Raw genomic sequence first — 17,416 nt, forward strand, 5'->3', positions numbered from 1 at the left:
ATAATCTATCTCTGAGCCCTTTTGACTTAGAACCAGAGAATTTAGCCTGTATGCGTCCGAGAATCATAATCCTGATCGTCCTATTCATACTTTTTCTGCCGCTTACCACCATGGCCGGCAAGCTCTACAAGTGGGTCGATGATAAGGGTCAGACCCATTACACTCAGACCCTTCCCCCCACGGATGCCCATCGTGCACGCTCCCACCTGGACGAGCACGGGATTGTTGTCAAAGAGGTGGATGCCGCCAAGACTGAGGAGGAACTACGGCAGGAAGCGGAGCAGGAACGGCTGCGCCAGGAACAGCAGCGCCTGGTTGAGCAACAGCAGGCCCAGGATCGTGTCCTGTTGCGTACCTTCAGAAGCGAGGATGACATTATGATGACCCGCGATGGTCAGCTTCAAGCAGTGGATACATCGGTACGTGTCACCCAGGCGAACATAAGACGCCTCAAAACGACACTTGAGGAGATGCAGCAAGATGCGGCTAATAGAGAGTTACGTGGACGCAGCGTGCCAAAAAGAATGCTTCAGGATATCGAAACCAAACGACAAGCCCTCGAAGCCGCCTACAGTTCCATCATCGAGAGGGAGCATGACAAAAACCGTATTCGTCAATCCTTTGCCCGGGATCTGAAACGTTTCCGGGAGTTGAAAAAGCTGGAACAATCCGATGACCCGATTAAAGAGGCCAGGGATTCCTTCGACCATGCCTTGCAGAATGTCTATCACTGCCAAAGCGGGGATAATTGCGAAGGCCCCTGGCAAAGGGCTAAGGCCTATCTCAAGGCCCACTCCACCACCCCCATTAAAATTGAAGGTGACCATATCGTGATCACGGGTGAACCGATGGAGGACGATGATATCAGTATCTCGGTTTCACGTATCGATGATCGCAAGCGAGGCTACTTAGTGATTTTTATGGATCTTCAGTGCAAGATCATTTCGCTGCAAAAGAGACTCTGTGCAAACGGTGAGGCTATTAATCGTATAAAGCAGGGATTCCGCAGTGAGCTTGCGAAGGCAGGCGATCTATCCCAATCCCTGCCCTGAAATAGGGTAGGTGAGACAAACCAATGCCAATTTACAGGCGCCCTTCAATATGTTCGAATAGGTGATTCAACCGGGTAATGGATCAGTGTAGCGCCCAACACTGGAATCTAAACAACGCAATGTTAGTCTAAGTTACTATTGATCAGGAACAGCGGTCAAATGGATGAGTCAGGTGCGGAGAAGAGCGCAGTCGACAACAGTCGCCACTGCTCATCCCATTGCTGCAGTGGTGATATTCTAAACCGGCTGCGTAGATATTGATGCATCAGCCCTTCTACAAAACCAGTCATCAAGTTTGCCGCTACGGTACTGTTGGCAGATAACACGATCTCTCGACGCATCTCCGCTTCCCTGAGTATCTGCTTTAGCTGGGTCTCAACCCGATCAAAAAACTGCCCGACACGCACCATCAGGCGTTCTGTCTCGCCCACCAGAGCATCACCCAGCAACACCCGTGTAATGCCTGGATTTCGTTCTGAAAAGGCCAGTATCAGATAGAGCAGCTGGGCACAACGGGGTTCAACCTGGGATTGTTCCTTAAGAATCTGATTCACCCGGGCAAAGACACTCTCTTCAGCGAAGTCGATCAAGCCTTCAAACATCTTGGCTTTGCTGGCGAAATGGCGATAGAGCGCAGCTTCGGAGACACCTACCGCCTTGCCCAAGGATGCGGTGGTGATACGACTACCGGGATTCTGTTCCAGCTCACTTGCCAGCGCTTCAAGTATCAACTGACGACGGGATGGCTTATCCGCTGCCATTAGCGCCGCCTGATCAATGTACCTACCCCTTCATCCGTGAAAAGCTCCAGCAACACGGCATGGGGCACCCTGCCATCGATGATATGGGAAGTACCGACACCTGCTTTGACTGCCTCCAAGGCGGTGGAAATCTTCGGCAGCATACCTCCATGAATCGTACCGTCCTCTATCAACTCAGCGACACGTTCCGCCGAGAGACCGGTCAGCAGACCGCCATCTTTATCCAGCAGTCCCTTTGTATTTGTCAGCAGAATGAGTTTTTCAGCCTGCATCACCTCGGCCACCTTACCGGCAACCAGGTCAGCGTTGATATTGTATGAGTGACCGTCCTTTCCTATGCCGATCGGCGCAATCACCGGGATAAAGTCCCCATGCACCAGCATATCCACCACACTGACATCGATACTCTCGACCTCGCCAACGTGTCCGATATCGATAATTTCAGGAACCTCAAGCTCCGGGCCCTTGCGACTGACCACCATTTTTCTGGCGTGGATCAGATCACCGTCTTTTCCGGTGAGTCCAACAGCCGAACCACCGGCGCGATTAATCAAGCTGACGATATCCTTGTTGACCAATCCCCCTAGCACCATTTCAACCACATCCATGGTTTCACTGTCGGTCACCCGCATACCCTGGATGAATTCCGAATCCTTGCCCAGCCTTTGCAACAGATTACCGATTTGAGGACCGCCTCCATGCACCACGACAGGATTTATTCCAACCAGTTTCATCAATACCACATCCATGGCAAAACTGTTCTTCAAACCTTCATCAACCATCGCGTTGCCGCCATATTTAATCACCAGCGTTTTACCCCTAAAACGTTGGATATAGGGCAATGCGGAGGTCAATACATGGGCAACGTTCTGTGCCTGCTCAGGAGATAGACTCATGTTCTTACTATTGGACTGCTAACTATTTAAACTGGTCGGTTAACTCAAGGCCTGTTAACACTAATCCCGGCATCTCAGAACGGCGGTTGCAGATTTGGATCGATTTTCACAAGCATATCACGAAAGATCGACTGGACATGAGCCAAATCCTCTTCGCTGTTCGCTTCAAAGCGAAACAGGAGCGCAGGAACGGTGTTGGATGCTCGCACCAGTCCCCAACCCTGTTCAAATTCTGCCCGAAGACCATCGATCTTGACCATTCTGGCGCCTGGCAGATCCGGTAATTTTTCGATCGCCGCCATCACCTCTTTCGCCTGCCCCTCCTCCATCTCCAAGGCATACTCTGGGGTTGAAAGGCTCTCGGGCAGTTCTGCGAACACTTCCGCACTGGTCCTGTAATCGAGCGAGAGGATCTCAAGTAAGCGTGCACCGGCATAGATGCCGTCATCGAAACCATACCATCGCTCAGCAAACAGAATATGACCGCTGAATTCGCCCGCCAGCAGGGCATGTGTCTCTTTCATCTTCGCCTTCAACATGGAATGCCCGCTCTTCCACATCAGTGGGCGGCCGCCATTGGAGAGCACGATATTTGCGAGATGGCGTGAACATTTAACATCGTAGATGATATCGCCGCCAGGTTCACGGGTCAGTATGTCGATGGCCAAATACATTAACAATCGATCCGGCCAAATCAGTTTGCCGGAAGAGTCAACGATACCGATGCGGTCACCATCCCCATCAAAGGCGATTCCCAAGGCGGCTTGATGTTGCACCACAGCCTTTTGCAGATCCTGCATATTTTTCGGATCGCCAGGATCCGGATGATGATTGGGAAAATCGCCATCGGGAGTGCAGAAGAGCTCTACAACCTCACACCCCAGCTGCCGATAGAGTTCTGGCGCAACCACGGATGCAGCGCCATTGCCGCAATCGACCACGACCTTGAGCGGCTGCCCAAGCCGGGTATCGGAAATCACTCGATCAATATACTCATTGATGATCTCTTGAGAATCGAAGGAGCCATCCCCCTGCAGCAGTTGACCTGCATCGATGAGTCGTCGCAGATCCTGAATCTCATCCTGGGTAGGACTGTCACCACCGACAACCAGTTTAAGCCCGTTATACTGCAACGGATTGTGACTACCGGTTACCATGACACCGCACTCCATATCCAGCTCGTGCACGGCATAATAAAGCAGTGGTGTAGGCACAATACCGATATCGATCACATCGCGGCCGCTTGCCTGTAGGCCCTGTATCAACGCACTTTGCAGGCGTTCGCTGGAATTACGAGTATCGCGAGCCACGATTATTGACTGATAACCTTTCTCGAATATCTCACTGCCGATTCCCTGACCTAACAAAGCGACAATCTCTTCATTCAGGCTTTCACCTACAACGCCGCGAATGTCATAAGCCCTGTAGATCTCGGAGGGAATTTCAACATTGGTGCCGATCTCTATCGCTGTCTCTTCCTGCGGTTGCACCACTACCTTGTCGAGATTGATTCCCAAACCGCCATCACTGGTGGTTATGGCCCGCTTGGATCTACCTTTTTCCGCCTGAGCAGAGCGGTACTCCCTGATCTGATGCTCCATCACCTCCAGGGTCGATTGCAGATCGCCCAATTGCGCCGGTTGGGCTTTAGGCGGGCGACCTACGACCAGTGCCTCCACCAAGGAGAGGACCGACTGTTGGTCCCGCTTGAGGGCATTCATCATCTGTTGGCTGAGACGAAGCAGTAGAAGGGCTGTCACTAAGAACAGCAGCAGACCCGGCACCACCAACAGCAGGTTGTCCATCAAATCAAACTTGAAACCACTACCGCCCCAATAGGCAACCTGCCAGATCGATCCTTTGACAGGAATCACCCCATCCGGCTTAACCCCGTCAGCAGGCTTATCCCCCATTCCGATAATCGGAAGCGGGTCTTTGGCTGAAAGGGCTTGTTGAACCTCGATGCGGCCATGTAGATTATCAACGCCACTCAGCAGTTTTTTAAGCATATCTATTGAATAGGCGACGTGTATCACTCCGCCGGCTTGTCCGCCATTATCAGAAGCAATACTACTGGCAATTGCGATATGCTGATGTGGTGTACCGAACTGATGTAGCTCTGCGGGCAGTACAGCATCACTCTTCTCTGCCTTTCTCAGCAGCAGCAACGATGCGTAACCCATATTCGGCATTTCACTGGTGTCCGGCTCATTGAAACCTGTGGGTAACAGCCTTACCCGCAACGCTTCGGGTACTAGGCGATTAAGTCTGGCTTGCTCACTGGCCAATCCGACCTCATCGAAACCGATGAATAAGTCCGCCATGGCGGGTTGCCGGGCAAGGCCCTGAATCAATGCTGAATATTGTTGCAGGATTGTGGAGATGGAGCCGGCAAACATCTGGGCTACGGACTTGACCTGTTGCTTATGGCTTGCCTGTGTCGTGACCTGATTCTGATAGAAAAGATAGGACCAGGCCGCCACTGTCAGTATCAATAGTCCTAACACCCCCAGTAGCCAATAGCCACGGATGGTGCGACCACCACCCTGTTGTTTATCCGTCTCTCCGCTGCGTTTTAAAAACCCCATATCTATTCCTGGATCATGCTGGGTGCACTGAAAGCCATTCAGCAACAACCATGTTGGCTAAAATTATAAACTGCTTTACATAAGTTCTTCTTGTACCAGGACTGTTGCTCATAGAGTTCGAACCATTCGAAAGATCCCTATACCGACCAACTCGAAATACCATACTGGCGCGAGATCGATATCTATCCAGCATAATCCATAGACCCTAGTCTGCCGACCCCGAAATACCGCAACCAGGTAGTGATTTGTTGTATCCCTGGCGGCGACAGAATACTTACCCTTCAGCTGCGCGCACGATATTGAGCGGCAATCCTCTCGGCCAGCCGGTGAGCCAGTACCGATTTTGTCATCATCGGTAACTCTTCTCGACCATCCTGCCACAACAAAAGCAGTGCGTTCCGGTCGGATTCAAACCCCCCTTCACGGGTACCGACCCTGTTCGCAGCTATGATATCCAGCTGCTTGCGGCGACGTTTTTCATCTGCATACTGCTCGACCTGTTCGGTCTCGGCGGCAAACCCTACTGTGAACGGCGGGCTTTCTGTTGCAGCCACTTCAGCGAGTATATCGGGATTCCTGACAAGTTCCAGTGTTAGTTTCTCTTTGTTTTTCTTGATCTTATCAGCGGCGATTTGTATTGGACGGTAATCGGCGACTGCCGCAACTGCGATAAAAATATCACAATCCGCAACATGCTCCATGACTGAGGAATACATCTCAAGCGCTGTTTCCACATGGATAGTTGTAATTTTCGAAGGTATGGCAAGTGATGTAGGGCCGCTTACCAGTGTCACTTCCGCACCTAAATCCCGCATCGATTGCGCCAGTGCATACCCCATCTTACCCGAACTGCGATTGCCCACGAAGCGTACGGGATCGATAGCTTCCCGGGTCGCACCCGCAGTCATCAGTACTCTGACACCCTCCAGAATACCCGGACTGAAATAGCTCTCGACCATTTGGCACAGGGCCTCGGGTTCCAGCATTCTCCCCGGCCCGGTTTCACCACAGGCCTGCGCCCCATCATCGGGCCCCCAGCAGAGATAACCCCTTTTCATCAGTCTCTGCAGATTTTCCTGGGTTACTGGATTCAGCCACATCTGCCTGTTCATCGCAGGTGCCAGCGCAATTTGTACCTCGGTGGCCAGGCAGAGTGTAGCCAGGAGATCATCCGCCTGGCCCGTTGCAGCGCGGGCAATGAAATCCGCTGTCGCCGGTGCAATCAATACCAGGTCGGCCCAGCGGGCTAGAGAGATATGATCCATTGCCGCTTCCTGGGCTGGATCGAGAAGCTCGGTATAGACCGCATGACCTGAAAGTGCCTGAAAGGTCAACGGTGTGACGAATGCCCGGGCCGCCGGAGTCATGACCACGCGCACTTCAGCCCCGGCAGTTTGTAAGGCCCGCAGCAGCACCGCACTCTTATAACAGGCAATACCAGCGGTCACCCCTAATAGGATCTTTTTGTTTGATAAACCCGACATGGCGTCCCGATCACCTTAGCAAGGAGAGGTAAGAGTACCCCATGCAACTGAAAATGTTAACAAATCTCCAATACATCGGATAATTTATCCACGCCTGTCACCTGCAGTCCCTGTATCGGCTGCTTGGGTAGATTCAGGCGTGGAACGACAGCCCGTTTAAATCCATGCTTGGCTGCTTCTCGCAGACGTTCCTGGCCATTCGGTACCGGCCTGATCTCTCCCGTCAACCCCACTTCACCAAAAACAATCAAGCCCAGATCGATCGGCCGATCGCGAAAACTGGAGAGCGCCGCCATCAAGACGGCCAAGTCTGAAGCCGTCTCCGTTATACGCACCCCACCAACCACATTGACATAGACATCCTGATCAAACATCCCGATGCCGCAATGACGGTGTAGAACCGCAAGTAACATGGAGAGCCTGTTTTGTTCCAGGCCAAGGGTAACCCGGCGTGGATTTGCCAGGGGACTTTCATCCACCAATACCTGGACTTCCACCAGCAACGGGCGTGTTCCCTCGCGGGTGACCAGAATGATGCTTCCCGGCACCGTTTCGGCCTGACGGGAAAGAAAGATCGCGGAAGGATTGCTGACCTCTTTCAGTCCTTTATCCGTCATTGCAAAGACACCCAATTCATTGACGGCACCATAACGGTTTTTAATGGTGCGAATGAGGCGGAACTGGCTGCCGGCTTCACCTTCGAAATAGAGCACACTGTCCACCATATGCTCCAATACCCGGGGGCCGGCCAGGTTACCCTCCTTGGTCACATGCCCGACGAGAAATACCGCCGTGGCACGGCGTTTGGCGAAATGCACCAGTTGTGCTGCGGCCTCTCTCACTTGGGAAACAGAACCGGGGGCGGACTGCAACAGCTCTGTATACATGGTCTGGATTGAATCAACCACCAATACTTGTGGACGTTCCCGATCTGCAACGGCGATGATCCTCTCGACACAGGTTTCGGGTAACAGCTGCAGTTCGCCAGTGGGAAGCCCCAGGCGCTTGGCACGTAATGATAGCTGACGAGGTGACTCCTCACCCGAAACATAGAGAGTACGCAGGGAATCGGAAAGACGTGCCAGGGTTTGAATCAGCAGGGTCGATTTCCCGATACCCGGGTCACCACCGATCAGAACAACCGAACCCTCAACAAGCCCGCCTCCCAAAACACGATCCAGCTCGGGACTTCCGGTTGAGGAGCGTACCTCCCGCTCACTTTCCACATCAGTCAGGTTGATGATCTGTGGGGATGTCTCTCCCGCGTAGCCGCTATAGCGGCTGTTCGTGCCGGAGACCGGAGCAGCAAGACTCTCCTCCAAGGCGTTCCAGGCTTGACACTCAGAACACTGCCCGGCCCACTTGGGAAAGCTGGCGCCACACTCACGGCAGACATAGAGCGATTTCACCTGACGCTTACCACCTTGTGCCATCAACCCTCCTCATCCCTATTGACGTCCAGAAACTCGACACGCTTTTTGACACCACAGAGCAGTTCGTATGCAATGGTCCCTGCCGCTTTCGCAATCTCCTCCACCGGCAATTCCCTGCCCCACAGCACCGCTTTTTCACCCACCTTCACGCCGGGCAGACCCCGTGCGTCGACACTGATCATGTCCATGGATACCCGGCCTATCAGGGGCAGGCGTTTTCCCGACACCAATACGGGGGTACCGCTGGGGGCGTGGCGTGGATAGCCGTCACCGTATCCGATGGCGATTACTGCCACTCGCATCGCCTCGGGGCAAGTGAAGGTGCCGCCATAACCGATTCGCTCGCCTTTGCGGCAATCTTTAACGGCAATCACCCGACTCTGCAGAGTCATGACCGGCAACAGGCCTTCGGCGGCGGCACTGGAATCGATGAACGGGGATACACCATACAACATGATCCCCGGGCGCACCCAATCCGCGAGCGATGCCGGATGTCCCAGAAGACCAGCTGAGTTGGCGATGGAACAGGCATCGAAAGGGGTATGATCGATGGACTTGAACAAGACGCATTGGGCCTTGGTGGCAGAATCACGCCTGTCATCCGCATTAGCCAGATGGGTCATCAGGTTAAGCTCTGCGATCGCCGGATTTGCTCGCAGTGCCGCAACTGACCCGGAGAGTTCTTGATCCTCAAATCCCAACCTGTGCATGCCTGTATCAAACTTGATCCAAAGCTTCAACGATTGCGGCTTAAGGAGCGTCTTTGTCAGTAGATTTAATTGCGTTCCATGATGGAGCACGATCTCAAGTGACGCCTCAGCTGCCTTTTTGAAATCATCCTCGCAATAACAGCCACCCAGTACCAGAACAGGCTGGGTAATCCCCGCATCCCGCAGGCCTATAGCCTCATCAAGTCTTGCGACTGCCAACCCATCAGCCTCAACGAGCGTCTCGGCAATACGCAACATACCGTGACCATAACCATCCGCCTTGATCACAGCCCATATTTTGCGACCTTTTGCGGCCTCCTTTGCACGCTCTAGGTTATGACGAAGCGCCGCATGGTCGATAATGGCCTGCGGGGCATAGCCCATCAATAGCCCTCATCACCGTAAATCTCGTCGGTGTAGTTTTCGAATTTTGTATATTTACCAAGAAAAGTCAGACGGGTCGTACCAATCGGACCATTACGTTGCTTACCGATGATAATCTCCGCAATGCCCTTATCCGGACTGTCTTCGTTGTATACCTCATCGCGATAGATAAAGACGATCAGGTCGGCATCCTGCTCGATGGCGCCCGACTCACGCAGGTCAGACATGATGGGGCGCTTGTTGGTGCGCTGCTCCAGGCTCCGGTTAAGCTGGGAGAGGGCAATCACCGGAACATCCAGTTCTTTGGCCAGGGCCTTCAAGGAACGGGAGATGGCGGAGATCTCAGTAGTACGATTCTCCCCTTCGCCCGGAGCCTGCATCAATTGCAGATAATCAATCACGATCAGGCCCAGGTCTTTATTCTCACGCTTGAGTCGTCGCGCGCGGGCACGCACCTCGGTAGGTGACAGTGCCGGTGTATCATCGATGTAGAGACTGGTCTCAGCCAGCATACTGACTGCGGATGAGAGTCGGGGCCACTCATCATCATCCAGTTTACCGGTACGCACCCGAAGCTGATCGATACGCCCCAGAGAGGACATCATACGCATCGCCAATGCATCACCCGGCATTTCCATACTGAATACCGCCACACCCTTGCCTCCTTGAATGGCCACATTCTCAGCAATATTCATGGCGAAAGTGGTTTTACCCATTGATGGGCGGCCAGCCACAATAATCAGATCCGCATGCTGCAGACCGGAGGTCATCTGGTCGAAGTCGGTAAACCCGGTACTGATGCCCGTGATCGGTTCATCCTGCTGGAAGAGGGTCTCGATCCTGTCCACCGCCTTGGTCAGCAAAGCCTTGATCGGCGCGAATCCCCCCTTCCCCTTCATCGTCTGTTCGGCAATTTCGAAGACCTTACGCTCCGCGTTGTCGAGCAGTTCTTCGGCCTTCCTGCCTTGGGGATGAAAAGCGCTGTCCGAGATATCCGTGCCCACTGATATCAGTTGCCGCATCACCGAGTATTCACGGACTATGCCGGCGTAGGATTTGATGTTGGCTGCACTCGGTGTCTCTTCCGCCAGTCGCACCAGATAGGGCAAACCTCCGCCATCCTCCAGAACCTCCTTGCGTTCCAGGTGTTCTGCCAGGGTTACCACATCGAACGGCTGACTTTCTTCGGCCTGGGCTGCGATGGCGTTAAAGATCAGACGGTGTTCCTTGCGATAGAAATCACCCTCTACCACCAGGTCCGCGATCTTGTCCCAACTGGCATTATCCAGCATCAGACCGCCCAACACCGACTGCTCGGCCTGAATCGAGTGCGGCGGCACCTTGATGGCACGTGTATCGTGATCCGGGTAGGGCGGTATCTCTTCTGGATAGGCGGTTTCTGACATCAATTTTGGTCTGTTGAAGCGGTGGTGCGAAGTTGCCGAATCGACCTGTAAGGATACGGGATTGCGCTGGCCTAGGAAAGCTGGTTGACCATGGGAGGGAACCACGCTTCGGTGGTCAAATTCGAAAAAATGAGTGCATCGCCCGCAAATGGACGCGAATCACCGCAAATGAACGCAAACGAGGAGGTAAGATACGGTTTACCGCACCTCGCCTCCTCTTTTTGAATGCGCATTCGCAGTTCGGTAGATTATCGTATCAGCGGTGCGGCAAGCCGCACCCTTTTCTCTACCGAACCTGAAGCTCAACCGCTTATGCTTCTGGCACGATCGTCAGTTTGATAGTGGCATTCACGTCAGCATGCAGATGCAGGTTGACCTCATACTCACCCGCGACGCGGAATGCACCATTGGGTAGCAACACCTCTTTCTTGGCAAGTTCCACACCGTTGTCAGTGACGGCTTTTGAAATATCAGCGGTACCGACTGAACCAAACAGGCGTCCTTCATCACCTGCCTTGCAGATGATGGAGACTTCCATTCCGTCAATTTTCGCTTTACGCGCCTCGGCTGCCTGCAGCTTTTCCGCAGCCTCCTTCTCGAGTTCCGCACGACGCGCTTCGAAGATCTTCAGGTTCTCTTCTGTCGCCGGTACGGCTTTACCTGAAGGAATCAGAAAATTACGGCCAAAGCCGCTCTTTACATTAACCTTCTCACCCAGATCACCCAGGTTATCCACTTTTTGCAATAGAATTATTTCCATTGTAACCACCTTCATATAGGTCAATTCATAGGTTACCGAGCCCTATTTACAGCCTTCCAGTAACCCGCTCTTACCCGCTTTGACGCTGTCTGAAGCGAGCTCGAAAATCTATCCACACATCCATCAGACCGATGACGGTTAAAGCCATCATCATCTGTGGCATGAACACAATCAGCAACAGGTAGACCAATACCAACCAGAGCTGCGCCGACTTCATTCCCTTGAACACACCGTGGGCAACAGCCAATCCCTGTAAAAACGGCACGCCCAGAAAAACGGCTCCCATGCAGTTGAGGGTAACGGGTACATGCTCACCTGGCATCAACATGAACAGCAAAGCCAATACACCAACCGCTCCCACCATCCGGTGCACCCGCAGTTGATGGAACTCCTTGGCAAATCCACCCGGGTTGTACAACACTGCCTGCCACCAGCGAGCCAGATAGAGGCTGGATACCAACTGCAGCATATACACCACAGCAATCACACCGCACATCACTACTGATATCTGTTCAACCAGTTGCCGGCTTTGCGACTGATCCAACAACCCGGTATCCACAAAGCGCTGTCCCAGCGGTTGCAGATACTCCTGCCAGAATGCCGCAGGATCACTCAGTACGATGTACTGTATCAACACAACCAACAGGCCAAACCCAATAGCCACCTGTGTAGTGAATGCCAGTGACATGGTGTTTCGCAACACCATGCCGAGTACGGCAACCGGCAACCAAAATACCAGCAAAATTCCAACTGCCGGTAGTGGATTACCTATTATTACCCCCATCAACAGGGCTATGGCCAATGTCGACAGAAGTAAGGTTTTAATCCCGGCCGATATCCCCTGACGTAGGAAAACCAACCCTGCGCAGGCACTGCCCAGAATGCCGATAAACGGAAATATCAGAGACAGCATGGTCAGGCCCGTCGTAGCCATTGCAGACTGGGACGTCCCGCGCATCACAAAGGATGCCAATGCTTTCATGCTCCGTTACTCCGGAAGGTAAAAACCTCCTTTAATGCTGATCTGTGTATGGCAGAAGCGCCAAGTAGCGTGCCCGCTTGATAGCTGTGGCAAGCTGACGTTGATACTTTGCCTTGGTACCGGTGATGCGGCTTGGAACGATCTTGCCACTCTCACTGATATACGCCTTGAGCAGATTCAAATCCTTGTAATCGATCTCGTTGATACCCTCCGCAGTAAAGCGGCAGTATTTCTTACGTCGGAAAAAACGTGCCATGTATAGTACCTCTCAATCCACTCGATTAATCTTCGACCGAAGGTTCGGTTTCTTCTTCGGGCTCGTCGGAAGCTTCATCATCATCCGCTGTGACAGCATCATCATCGCGGTTACGTGAAGATGCGCCTTCTCTCTCTTCATCTTCCTGGGACTTGGCCAGTTGAGAGATTTCGCTGACAGCTTCGTCGCGACGAATAACCAGGTTACGAATCACGGCATCATTGAAGCGAAAGGCGCTCTCCAGTTCGGACAATGCCTCGGCATCACACTCGATGTTCATCAGAACATAGTGTGCCTTGTGGATCTTATTGATGGGATAGGCCAGCTGACGGCGGCCCCAATCTTCCAGGCGATGGATCGCACCACCCTTGGTTTCGATACCCGAACGATAACGCTCGATCATAGCGGGTACCTGTTCACTCTGGTCGGGATGGACCAGGAACACGACTTCATAGTGCCTCATTGTCTCTCCTTTCGGGTTAGGCAGCCTCCCGCAAATGCGGTAAGGCAAGGAGTGATGCCCGGTCCAGTCGCCATGCCGTCCTTACGAGACGTCACCAGCGGCAGTCGGGCACCGGGAAGCGGCGGATTCTACCGATTTGCGGGGAAATCTGCAACCTGTGGAGGCGGGACCTGCATCGATCCCCCCTATTCAGCCAATAATGTGGGAAACAGCTCAGAAATCTGCCTGTACCCCGAGGAAGGCACCATCGAAATCCCAATCCGTGTAGATGCCGTCCAGGTCATCAAGCTCCAGGGAGATGCGATGATAACCGCCCCTGAGGCTGATATCGACAGCCAGGCTTTCCACCAGTTTGAAGGCGACCCCTGCGGTATAGTCCTGCAGGGTGTGATCGCCCACACTCAATAGGTTAAGGTCACCGAAAAACGAAAGACGCGTGGCGGGCACACCCACCTGAACAGCACCATGAAACATCGGCACATAACCGTCGAAGGTCTCACTGGCCCGCTGACCATTGCTCTCAACCTCGATATCGCCATCCAGGTATTTGACATTCAATCCCAGGTCGAAAGAGATCGTATCGTTATCGAAAATCTCATAATAGAAGATAAAATCGGTGTTTTGCGCCTCGAAATCCACATTCACATCGAGCCCTGCCGGAAAATCGGTATCCGAAAAGCTGAAGTCGTCCGTCAGACGCTGATCACCCGAAGAGCTGAGGTCATTGGTTCTGATCTTTAAATTCGGCACCAGTGGCAACGGGTGCTCAAATGCGAGTGTCAGGATGGCGTTGCGTTCGCTGTCGAGGTCGAAAGATTGCAGATCACTGCTATCTGCGAAGGAACCTGACGATTCCATGTTCCAAAAATCCACATCGGCAGTCATACCCAGCACGGTGTCGGCATAGACGGGCGTAACCATCAAGCCGGCAAACAAAGACATGCAGGTTAGTTTTCTGATCACAACACTCTCCTCTATTTAGAGCCCGACAACACTGATGATAGGCCCTGGATATAGCCTCTCGGCTGTCAATCCCTCGTAAAACTAAAAGCTACCACGCTGACGAACCGCTTCATAGAGAGCGATACCGCTGGCTACTGAAACATTGAGGCTCTCCACATTTCCCGCCATTGGCAGCTTTACCAGCAGATCGCACTGTTCCCTCGTCAGCCTGCGCAATCCTTTGCCCTCTCCACCCATGACAATCGCCAAGGCGCCACACAGATCGGTTTCATACAGCGTTTGAGTCGCCTCACCCGCAGTGCCGATAAGCCATACGCCCTCCCCTTTCAACCACTTCAGGGTTCGAGCCAGATTGGAAACCTGAATGAAAGGCACCGTCTCCGCCGCCCCGCTCGCTACCTTTCTGACCGTCGGTGTCAATGACACCGATCGATCCCGGGGTGCGACAACCGCATCTACACCCGCGCCATCGGCACTTCTTAGACACGCCCCTAAATTGTGTGGGTCCTGAACACCATCGAGTATGAGCAGAAACGGTGGCTCCTCAAGCCTTTTCAACAGCGCCCTGAGATAGGGCTCATCCTGTGTCTGCCGTTGCCTGACGCGTAGCGCCACACCCTGATGATTTTCCATATGGACCCTCTGGTCCAACACCTTGCCCGGTATTCGGTGGCATGGGATACCCGCTGTTTCGGCAAGCCCTACGATCTCTTTAATACGACCATCCCGCCGCTTGCTGTCGACCAGCAGTTCTTCCGCCCCCTCCGCTTGTTGCAGGGCTGATTTAACCGCATGCAGACCCATTACCCATGCATGGTTATCCGACATCAGGTCTTCTTCGTGCCGGTTTTGGATCGCCTTTTCCGTGCCTTCTTCTTACCTGACTTTTTGTTTTTGCCAGCGGTTTTTTCTTTTTCAGTCCTATTGGGTTTATCAGACTCAGGTCTGCCGGCAGCGCTGTTTCGGCTACGGCGTGATTTTCTTTTTGCCTCCGTTGCCTGTTCCACTCCCTTGGCAGGCACGAAATCGATCTTACGATCGTCCAGGTTGACGCTGGCCACTATTATGCTCAACGGATCACCCAGGCGCAGTACCTTGCCGGTACGCTCCCCGGTCAGGCGATGCCCCACAGGATCGTAGTGATAGTAATCGTTATGGAGTGCTGAAATATGCACCAGGCCATCGACATAGATCTCGTCGAGTTCGACAAATACGCCAAATGAATTGACACTGGTGATAATCCCGTTGAAGGTCTCGCCAACCTTATCCTGCATATATTCACACTTCAGCCAATCAAGGGCATCCCGCGTTGCCTCATCGGCTTTCCTTTCGGTGCTTGAGCAGTGTTCACCCAGGGCTTGAAGCTCGGCCTTGGTATATTCGAAGTCATCTGCACTACCCTGATCTATTGCATGTTTGAGGGCACGATGGACAATCAGGTCGGGATAACGTCGTATCGGTGAGGTGAAGTGGGTATAGGCCTGATAAGAGAGACCGAAATGGCCCACATTGTCCGAACTGTAGAGTGCTTGAGAAAGAGAACGCAATAGAACAGTCTGGATCAGGTGTCTGTCGGCGCGTTCTTTGATCTGTTCCAGCAGTATCGCATAATCGGAGGCCTTGGGTTTCTTACCCCCGGGCAGACTCAGCCCCAGTTCACCCAGGAACTCCCTCAGATCGGTCAGTTTTTCATCCGCTGGTCCCTCGTGGATGCGATAGAGCGCGGGTTGCTTATTTCGCAGCAGGAAGCGTGCTGCCGCCACATTCGCAGCCAACATACACTCTTCGATCAGGCGGTGCGCATCGTTCCGTTCTACCGGTATGATCCGCTCAACTCGTTTCAGCTCATTGAATTCAATCCGGGTCTCGGTGGTATCGAAATCGATGGCGCCCCTTGTCGACCGCTGTTCCAGCAGCACCTGGTAGAGTTGATAGAGATGGTGCAGATGAGGCAACAGCTTGGCATGTTTTTTACACAATTCGGATTCGCCTTCGAGCATTGCCGCCACATCGTCATAGATCAATCTCGCATGGGATCGCATCACGGCGGGAAAGAACTTCGATCGCGTCACCATGCCGCTCTTGTCGATATAGAGTTCACAGGTCATGCAGAGCCGGTCGACCCGTGGGTTGATGGAGCAAAGGCCATTGGAGAGTTTTTCCGGCAGCATGGGTACCACCCGGTCCGGAAAGTAGACCGAGTTACCCCTGTTACGCGCCTCACTGTCCAGCGCGCTGCCCGGTTCGACATAGTGAGAAACATCGGCGATACAGACCAGCAGGCGCCAGCCTTTCGGTTTGGGTTCGCAGTAGACGGCATCATCGAAATCCCTGGCATCTGCACCATCGATGGTCACCAGCGGAAGATGGCGCAAATCGACCCTGCCCTTTTTGTCCGGTTCGACCACTTCAGATTTGACGGCCTTGATCTGATGCTCCACTTCATCCGGCCAGTCGACCGGTATACTGTGGGTGCGAATGGCGATATCGGTCTCCATTCCCGGTCCCAGATGATCCCCCAAAACCTCTGTGATACGGCCGATGGGAGGCGTGCGCTTGGTGGGTTGATCCAGAATCTCTGCAACCACCATCTGTCCCTGTCTGGCGACACCGATCTCGCTGCTCGGGATGATCACATCCTTACTGAGCCGCTTGGAATCGGGTACCACAAAGCCCACTCCAGTCTCCATGTAGAGACGGCCGGCGACATTTCGTGTATTACGCTCCAATACCTCTACCACCGCCCCTTCCAGACGGTTGCGGCGATCCATCCCGGTCACCCTCACCACGGCCCTGTCGTCATGAAATACGGAACGCATCTCTTTGAAGGAGAGGTAGAGATCGTCACCGCCGTCATCGGGCCTGAGAAAACCGAAACCATCCGCATGCCCGATAACCCGCCCGACAATCAAGTCGCGCTTATTGACCAGACAGTAGTTGTCATTACGGTTACAGACCAGCTGTCCGTCACGCTGCATGGCGCGCAGGCGTCGACGCAGTGCTTCGAATTGATCTTCCGAAACGAGTTCAAGACGATCCGCCAGAGAGAGCATGTCCATCGGGACACCCTCTCTTTCCAGGGTCTCCATAATGAACTCCCGGCTTGGGATGGGATTCTGGTATTTGCGTGCCTCGCGTGCATGGTGCGGATCCTTCACGCTGGATCGTCTGCTCTTTTTTCTGTTTGCCACGTTTTGTCTTATTTGTTTGCTGAAAAAAGGGATTTTAACATTTAACCGTTTAATACCCCATGACTTATCCCATCCTATCTCAATTGG

General features: G+C 53.2%; 15 protein-coding genes. 1 reads left to right on the forward strand and 14 read right to left on the reverse strand.

The features are described from left to right. The first annotated feature begins 50 nt into the window (after window positions 1-50). Window positions 51-1,052, forward strand: coding sequence for a DUF4124 domain-containing protein (locus AB8516_RS04505; protein WP_369158486.1), 1,002 nt, complete (start codon window positions 51-53; stop codon window positions 1,050-1,052). A gap of 155 nt (window positions 1,053-1,207) precedes the next feature. Here the strand turns inward: AB8516_RS04505 and slmA are convergent, their stop codons facing one another. From slmA to rnr, 14 genes are all read right to left on the reverse strand, one after another. Continuing rightward, the gene (gene slmA, locus AB8516_RS04510; protein WP_369158488.1) at window positions 1,208-1,813 is read right to left on the reverse strand and encodes a nucleoid occlusion factor SlmA; all 606 of its coding nucleotides are present in this window, start codon (window positions 1,811-1,813) and stop codon (window positions 1,208-1,210) included. Then, complete coding sequence (gene argB, locus AB8516_RS04515) at window positions 1,813-2,709, reverse strand: acetylglutamate kinase (RefSeq protein WP_108289756.1); 897 nt, start codon at window positions 2,707-2,709, stop codon at window positions 1,813-1,815. The genes slmA and argB overlap by 1 nt, the downstream gene beginning before the upstream one ends. A 74-nt stretch (window positions 2,710-2,783) precedes the next feature. Then, window positions 2,784-5,297 carry a phosphomannomutase/phosphoglucomutase gene (locus AB8516_RS04520; RefSeq protein ID WP_369158490.1) on the reverse strand — a complete coding sequence of 838 codons (2,514 nt, stop codon included), beginning with the start codon at window positions 5,295-5,297 and terminating at the stop codon, window positions 2,784-2,786. 281 nt (window positions 5,298-5,578) lie between these two features. Further along, the gene (coaBC, locus tag AB8516_RS04525) at window positions 5,579-6,781 is read right to left on the reverse strand and encodes a bifunctional phosphopantothenoylcysteine decarboxylase/phosphopantothenate--cysteine ligase CoaBC (protein ID WP_369158492.1); all 1,203 of its coding nucleotides are present in this window, start codon (window positions 6,779-6,781) and stop codon (window positions 5,579-5,581) included. 56 nt (window positions 6,782-6,837) lie between these two features. Then, complete coding sequence (gene radA, locus AB8516_RS04530) at window positions 6,838-8,214, reverse strand: DNA repair protein RadA (RefSeq protein ID WP_369158494.1); 1,377 nt, start codon at window positions 8,212-8,214, stop codon at window positions 6,838-6,840. Further along, window positions 8,214-9,308 (reverse strand): alanine racemase, encoded by a 1,095-nt coding sequence (gene alr / locus AB8516_RS04535; protein ID WP_369158496.1) that lies wholly within the window; start codon window positions 9,306-9,308, stop codon window positions 8,214-8,216. Before alr ends, radA begins: the two co-directional genes overlap by 1 nt. Beyond that, window positions 9,308-10,714, reverse strand: a complete 1,407-nt coding sequence (dnaB, locus tag AB8516_RS04540; protein WP_108289794.1) for a replicative DNA helicase — start codon at window positions 10,712-10,714, stop codon at window positions 9,308-9,310. The genes alr and dnaB overlap by 1 nt, the downstream gene beginning before the upstream one ends. Before the next feature lie 310 nt (window positions 10,715-11,024). After that, window positions 11,025-11,474, reverse strand: coding sequence for a 50S ribosomal protein L9 (rplI, locus tag AB8516_RS04545; RefSeq protein ID WP_108289761.1), 450 nt, complete (start codon window positions 11,472-11,474; stop codon window positions 11,025-11,027). Window positions 11,475-11,544: 70 nt separating this feature from the next. Beyond that, window positions 11,545-12,456, reverse strand: a complete 912-nt coding sequence (locus AB8516_RS04550; RefSeq protein ID WP_369158499.1) for a DUF2232 domain-containing protein — start codon at window positions 12,454-12,456, stop codon at window positions 11,545-11,547. Window positions 12,457-12,487: 31 nt separating this feature from the next. Next, the gene (gene rpsR, locus AB8516_RS04555; RefSeq protein ID WP_069123127.1) at window positions 12,488-12,712 is read right to left on the reverse strand and encodes a 30S ribosomal protein S18; all 225 of its coding nucleotides are present in this window, start codon (window positions 12,710-12,712) and stop codon (window positions 12,488-12,490) included. 25 nt (window positions 12,713-12,737) lie between these two features. After that, window positions 12,738-13,175 (reverse strand): 30S ribosomal protein S6, encoded by a 438-nt coding sequence (rpsF, locus tag AB8516_RS04560; RefSeq protein ID WP_108289763.1) that lies wholly within the window; start codon window positions 13,173-13,175, stop codon window positions 12,738-12,740. A gap of 213 nt (window positions 13,176-13,388) precedes the next feature. Further along, window positions 13,389-14,138 (reverse strand): TIGR04219 family outer membrane beta-barrel protein, encoded by a 750-nt coding sequence (locus AB8516_RS04565; protein WP_108340360.1) that lies wholly within the window; start codon window positions 14,136-14,138, stop codon window positions 13,389-13,391. Between the two features lie 81 nt (window positions 14,139-14,219). Beyond that, a complete protein-coding gene (gene rlmB, locus AB8516_RS04570; RefSeq protein WP_369158502.1) occupies window positions 14,220-14,966 on the reverse strand; it encodes a 23S rRNA (guanosine(2251)-2'-O)-methyltransferase RlmB in 747 nt (248 codons plus the stop codon). Continuing rightward, complete coding sequence (gene rnr / locus AB8516_RS04575) at window positions 14,966-17,329, reverse strand: ribonuclease R (protein ID WP_369158504.1); 2,364 nt, start codon at window positions 17,327-17,329, stop codon at window positions 14,966-14,968. The genes rlmB and rnr overlap by 1 nt, the downstream gene beginning before the upstream one ends. Between the last annotated feature and the right edge of the window lie 87 nt (window positions 17,330-17,416).

Source organism: Candidatus Thiodiazotropha sp. LNASS1, from assembly GCF_964212655.1.
In the GTDB taxonomy this organism is placed as follows: domain Bacteria; phylum Pseudomonadota; class Gammaproteobacteria; order Chromatiales; family Chromatiaceae; genus Thiodiazotropha.